Genomic DNA, 5699 nt, shown 5'->3' with positions numbered 1-5699 from the left:
GCCGGGGGGGGGGGGGGCGGGGGGCGCGCCGGCCCCCCCGGGCCCCGCCCCCGCCCCCCCCGGCGGCCCGGCCGCCCCCCCCCCGCCCCCCGCAGGGGCCGTCAGTTGTGCCGGATGAGTGATTCGACGAGTCCGGAGCGGGTGTTGGGGAAGTCCATGGGGACGATCCCGAGCCCGGTCCGGCCGGCCAGCTCCCCGCCGTCGACGAAGGCGTGGACCTGCGGGTTCAGCCGGTCGGAGTTCCAGCGCGGCGGCATGTAGGCGGCGGTGCTGACGTAGTTCACGAAGAGCTTGCCGGGCTGCTGGACGGCCTTGCGGAACTGGTCCTCGATCCGGCCGCGCTTGGCGAACGGCTCGGTGTTGTAGTCGTCCTGGATGTCGAAGACGTTGCCGTCGCCGTAGTGCAGTCCGGGCAGGCCGCCGTTGTCGGCGAGGAGGACGACCTTGCCGCGGGCCTGGCCCAGGGTGGGCAGGGTGTCGGCGATCCGGAAGAGCGGGCGCCAGCCGCGGTGGTCGAGGTAGTCGTCGAAGACCGCGCGGAAGGTGGCGTCGCTCTCGCCCGAGTACTCCTGTTTGACGCGCATCAGCACGGTCTCGGAGGGGTGCGCGGCGAGGAAGTTCCAGCAGGCGACGAGGACGTCACCGAACATCAGGTCCTGGAAGAAGGCCGCGTGGTGGATGGCGAAGGAGCCGCCCGTGACGCGGCAGCGGACGTCGAGGAAGCGGATGCCCGAGTCGAGCTGCTGGGCGATCGAGGTGTTCTGGCAGGCGACGTAGAGGCCGCCCTTGGTGGCGCCGGAGTCGTGCGTGCCGGGGATGGTCATGCGCTGCAGGGCCGTGGAGTCGCCGAGTCCGGCCATCCAGTCCTGCGTGCCGAGCGCCCGCGCGGCGGAGCCCCTCGCCGCGGCCCGGGTCGCCACGGCCTGTGCGGCGGCCGGGGCGGCCGTGCCCAGCCCGACCGCGGCGGCGCCCGCGCCCGCCGCCAGTGCCCCGGTCAGGAACCTCCGTCGGTCCAGTGCCATGCCCGCCCCTTCGTCCGCAGTCCGGTCGTCCGGCCATCGTGGCCGGACCGGATTATGGCGTGCGGAGCACGGGGTTACTACCCATCGGTACGGGTCGGTTCGTCGAGCAACTCGGCCATGGCGCGAAGCCCTTGGGCGAGTTCGCGGCCCGTCGGCGCCCGTTCGGGGTCGGTCAGCACCTGCACCATCACCCCGCTCAGCAGCGCGATGTGCACCGACCCGAGGGCCCGTACGTCCTCCTCGGCGACCGCGTCCTCGGGGACCCCGCGCAGCTGGGCGGCCACCATGCGACGGGACCGGCGCTGGCCCTCGGCGAGGGTCGCGAGCAGCTCGGGCGAGGACTGGGCGTGGACGAAGGCCTCCACGGAGGCGGTCCAGAGCCAGCGCATGTCGCCGAAGTCGCGGATCTTGCGGTCCCAGGTGTCGGCGTAGCGCTCCTCGGTGGTGTCGCCCAGGCCGGCGAGGCGGCCGGAGCCGGCGGCCCACTCGTCCATGGCGGCGAAGAGGGCGAGGTTGAGCAGGGCCTCGCGGGAGCCGAAGTGGTAGCCGATCGCGGCCATGCTCACGTTCGACGCCGAGGCGATGTCGCGCACGGTCGTGCGGAGGTACCCCTTCTCCTCCAGGCAGCGGCGCGCTCCGGCCAGCAGGTCCTCGCGATTTCCCATGCCGGGATCGTATCCGCGCCCCTTTTTAGGCAACCGCCCAAGACGAACGTATTGCGCGCTTGCCCAAATCCTGTCAGGCTCAGTACGTCACGCCACCGCAGGACACACAGGGGAGAGCTGAACCATGCGCCACACGCTGACGATCAACGGCCGCGCACTGTCGTACCTGGACTTCGGCGGCCCGGGCCGCCCGCTGCTCGCCCTGCACGGGGGCATGTCCGAAGCCATGGCCTTCGCCGGCCTCGCCGACGCCCTCGGCGACGCGTGGCGGGTCATCGCCCCCGACCAGCGCGGCCACGGCGACTCCGACCGGGCCGCCGACTACAGCCGCGCGGGATACGTCCGCGACGCCGTCGCCCTGCTCGACCACCTCGGCCTCGACGCCCCCGTCGCACTCCTCGGCTACTCCCTCGGCGGGCTCAACGCCGTCCACCTGGCCGCCGCGCACCCCCACCGCGTCTCGGCGCTCGTCAACGCGGACGCCGCCGTGGAGATCAACCCCGGGGCCGGCGACTGGACGGACTTCCTCCGGGCCATGCGGTACACCGCGCCCACCCGCGAGGAACTCCTCGCCGCGGCCGGGCCGGTGGGCGCGCAGTTCGTCGGGCAGGCGCTGCGACCGCTGCCCGACGGCGGCTGGCGGCTGCCGTTCCACCCGCAGGACATGCTCGACTCCGTCGAGGCCTGCCGCGGCGACCACTGGGACGCCTGGCTCGCGGGCGACTGCCCCGCGCTGCTGATCCACGGCACCCGCAGCACATCGCTCCCGCAGAGCCAGGCCGACGCCATGACCGCCCGGCGGCCGGGGACCTCGTACACGCCCCTGGACGGGGACCACTTCGTGCCGTTCACGGACCCGGAGGGCTTCCACAAGGCCGTCGGCGCCTTCCTGGCCGGCCTCTGAGGACCCCCGGCCGGGGGAGCCCGGGGAACGCCGAAGGGGCGGCGGGCCGGACGGCCCACCGCCCCTTCGGGCGTGCTCCACGCAGGTGGTGCGGGTACTGCGGTACTGCGGGTACTACGGGTTACTTGACGACGGTGATGCGGTCCGTCGCCGGCGGGGCGATCGGCGCGGCCGCCGTCGACTTCGCCAGGTAGGCGTTGAAGGCCTCCAGGTCGGGCACGCCGACCAGCTTGTTCTTGTGGTCCTTCAGGACGGTGAAACCGTCACCGCCGCCCGCGAGGAACTCGTTCATCGCGACCCGGTAGGTCTTGGCGGGATCGATCGCCGCGCCGTTCAGCTTCACCGAGTCCACGACGATGCGGTCCACACCCGTCTTCGTCATGTCCAGGGTGTACGTGAAGCCCTTCGACACCTGGAGGATCTTCGGGTTCGGGCCGTTGACCGTCCCGCTGACCTGCTGCTGGAGCGCGGTGATCAGCTGCGCGCCGGTCAGGTCCACCACGTTCATCAGGTTGTTGAACGGCTGGACCGTGTAGGACTCGCCGTACGTCACGACGCCGTCGCCCTCGCCACCCGCGGCCTTGTAGGCCAGGTCGGCACGGATGCCGCCCGGGTTCATGATGGCCAGCTGCGCGCCGCCCTTGGCCGCCGGGGCCGTGGCCTCCAGCTGCGCGTCGGCGATCAGGTCGCCGAGCGGCTTCTCGGGCGCCTCGGAGCCGCGGCCCGCGATGTCCGCCGAGATGTAGCCCATCGGACGGCTCGCGACCGGAGCGGCCAGCGCGTTCCAGCGGGTGATCAGCTCGGTCATGTCCGGGGCCTTGGGCACGTCCCGCGTGACGGCCTTGGTGACCGGCTTGGGCGCGAGGGCCGCGGTGCGGACGATGTCCTTGGTCTGGCGGTCGTACGTCAGCGTGGTGTCCGTGAACGCGCGGCCGTAGGAGGCGGCCGAGGTCACCATGCGCGGGTTGCCCGCCGGGTCCGGGATGTTGCAGGCGTACGCCTGGTGCGTGTGGCCGGTCACCAGCGCGTCGACCTTCGGGTCGATGTTCTTCGCGATGTCCACGATGGCGCCCGAGACGCCGGCGCCGGCACCCGGGACGTTGCAGTCGTAGTTGTACGCGCCGCTGGCGGGCAGGCCGCCCTCGTGGATCAGCGCGACGATCGACTTCACGCCCTGCTTGTCCAGCTCGGCGGCGTACTTGTTGATCGTCTCGACCTCGTCGCCGAACTTCAGGCCCTTGACCCCGTCGGCGGTCACGACGTCCGGCGTGCCCTCCAGGGTGACGCCGATGAAGCCGATCTTCACGTCCCCCTTCTTCCAGATGAAGGTCGGGTTCAGCAGCGGACGCTTGGTCTTCTCGTCCGTGACGTTCGCCGCGAGGTACTTGTACTCGGCGCCCGTGTACTCCTTGCCGTACTCGAAGCAGCCGTCGACCGGGTGGCAGCCGCCGTACGCCATGCGGCGCAGCTCGGTCTTGCCCTCGTCGAACTCGTGGTTGCCGACGCTGCTGACGTCGAGCTTGAGCTTGTTGAGCGCCTCGACGGTGGGCTCGTCGTGGAAGAGACCGGACAGCATCGGGCTGCCGCCGATCATGTCGCCGGCCGCCGCCGTGACGGAGTACTCGTGACCCTTGCGGGCCTCGCGCAGGCTGGTCGCCAGGTACTCGACACCACCGGCGGGTATCGCCTTCGTGGTGCCGTCGGCCTGACGCTCGGTCACGGTGCCGGACGAGCCCTGCGGCGGCTCCAGCGTGCCGTGGAAGTCGTTGAACGACAGCATCTGCACGTCGACGGTGCGGCTCTTGCCGGCACCGCCACCACTCGCGGCACCGGCCGGCAGTGCGGCGGCGACCATGGCTCCGGCGCCGGCCGTGACGGCGAGGGCGGCGAAGGTCAACCGGCGGGCTCGGCGGTGCCGTTGTGGCGTCGCTGACATGTAGTCCCCTTTTGGACAGCGGTGAAACTTGGGAGGTCTGCCGCAGCCTATGGTCAACGCGCGTAGCACGACAGGGGGTACCGGGTATCGAGCTGGTTACACGCAGAAGACGGACCGCCGCCGCCCACGGTCGTAGGCTCGACACATGACTGACGACGCAGCAGCGGCCCTGGAGCCGGGACGCCAGATCCAGACCCTCGACGAGCTGACGGAGGAACAGGCCGTCGCGGTGCTCACCCTCATCGACGAGGCGGCGCGCACCGACGGCACCACCGCCGTGTCCGAGCAGGGCCGCCTCCGGCTGCGCGGCGGGCGCCGCGAGGGGATCCGGCACTTCCTGCTCACCGAGAAGGGCCGGCTCGCCGGATACGGACAGCTGGAGGACACCGACCCGGTGGAGGCCCCCGCCGCCGAACTCGTCGTCCACCCGGCGCTGCGCGGCCGCGGCCACGGGCGGGCGCTGGGCTCGGCCCTGCTCGCCGCTTCCGGCAAGCGGATCCGGGTCTGGGCGCACGGAGGCAAGTCCGCGGCCCGCCACCTCGCACAGGTCCTCGGACTCACCCTGTTCCGGGAACTGCGCCAGCTGCGCCGCCCGCTCGGCCCCGACGCACCCCCGCTGCCCGAGGCGGTCCTGCCGGCCGGGGTGACCGTACGCACCTTCGTGCCCGGCCAGGACGACACGGCCTGGCTCGCGGTGAACGCGGCCGCCTTCGCCCACCACCCCGAACAGGGCTCACTGGACCAGCGGGACCTGAACGACCGCATCGCACAGCCCTGGTTCGACCCCAAGGGGTTCTTCCTCGCCGAGCGGGACGGGGAGCTGATCGGCTTCCACTGGACGAAGGTGCACGCCGAGGAGCGCCTCGGCGAGGTGTACGTGCTCGGCGTCCGGCCCGGAGCCCAGGGCGGCGGCCTCGGCAAGGCCCTCACCGCGGTCGGCCTGCACCACCTGGCGGGGGCCGGCCTGCCCACGGCGATGCTCTACGTCGACGCCGACAACCCGGCGGCCCTGGCCGTCTACGAGGGCCTCGGCTTCAGCACGCACGAGGTGGACCTGATGTACCGCACCGAAAGCTGACCCGCCCCGGGCCGGGCGGCCCGGCCCGGCGGGCGGCCCGGCCCATCCCCCGTCCCGCCGCCCCGGCCCGCCGCCCCGGCCCGTCCCCCAACCC

At 72.5% G+C, this 5699-nt stretch carries 5 protein-coding genes; 2 read left to right on the top strand and 3 right to left on the bottom strand.

Translation table 11 applies throughout. The features are described from left to right. Nucleotides 1-101 precede the first annotated feature (101 nt). Nucleotides 102-1022, bottom strand: coding sequence for a phosphatidylinositol-specific phospholipase C (locus tag ACFXA3_RS33425; protein WP_385193070.1), 921 nt, complete (start codon nucleotides 1020-1022; stop codon nucleotides 102-104). Nucleotides 1023-1099: 77 nt separating this feature from the next. After that, complete coding sequence (locus ACFXA3_RS33420) at nucleotides 1100-1687, bottom strand: TetR/AcrR family transcriptional regulator (RefSeq protein WP_385193068.1); 588 nt, start codon at nucleotides 1685-1687, stop codon at nucleotides 1100-1102. A gap of 124 nt (nucleotides 1688-1811) precedes the next feature. On the opposite strand from ACFXA3_RS33420, the gene ACFXA3_RS33415 reads away from it, so the two are divergent. Next, entirely contained in the window at nucleotides 1812-2591 is a 780-nt protein-coding gene (locus ACFXA3_RS33415) for an alpha/beta fold hydrolase (RefSeq protein WP_385193066.1), read from the top strand. 121 nt (nucleotides 2592-2712) lie between these two features. Here ACFXA3_RS33415 and ACFXA3_RS33410 read toward each other — a convergent pair whose 3' ends face one another. Continuing rightward, nucleotides 2713-4527, bottom strand: coding sequence for a bifunctional metallophosphatase/5'-nucleotidase (locus ACFXA3_RS33410; protein ID WP_385193063.1), 1815 nt, complete (start codon nucleotides 4525-4527; stop codon nucleotides 2713-2715). Between the two features lie 145 nt (nucleotides 4528-4672). Here ACFXA3_RS33410 and mshD point away from each other — a divergent pair, with 145 nt between their 5' ends. Beyond that, a complete protein-coding gene (mshD, locus tag ACFXA3_RS33405) occupies nucleotides 4673-5605 on the top strand; it encodes a mycothiol synthase (protein ID WP_385193061.1) in 933 nt (310 codons plus the stop codon). The last annotated feature ends 94 nt before the right edge of the window (nucleotides 5606-5699 follow it).

It is taken from the genome of Streptomyces sp. NPDC059456 (assembly GCF_042750055.1).
Taxonomy (GTDB): domain Bacteria; phylum Actinomycetota; class Actinomycetes; order Streptomycetales; family Streptomycetaceae; genus Streptomyces.
Note: the sequence above shows the minus strand (reverse complement) of the source record. Positions and strands in the feature narration are given on the sequence as shown.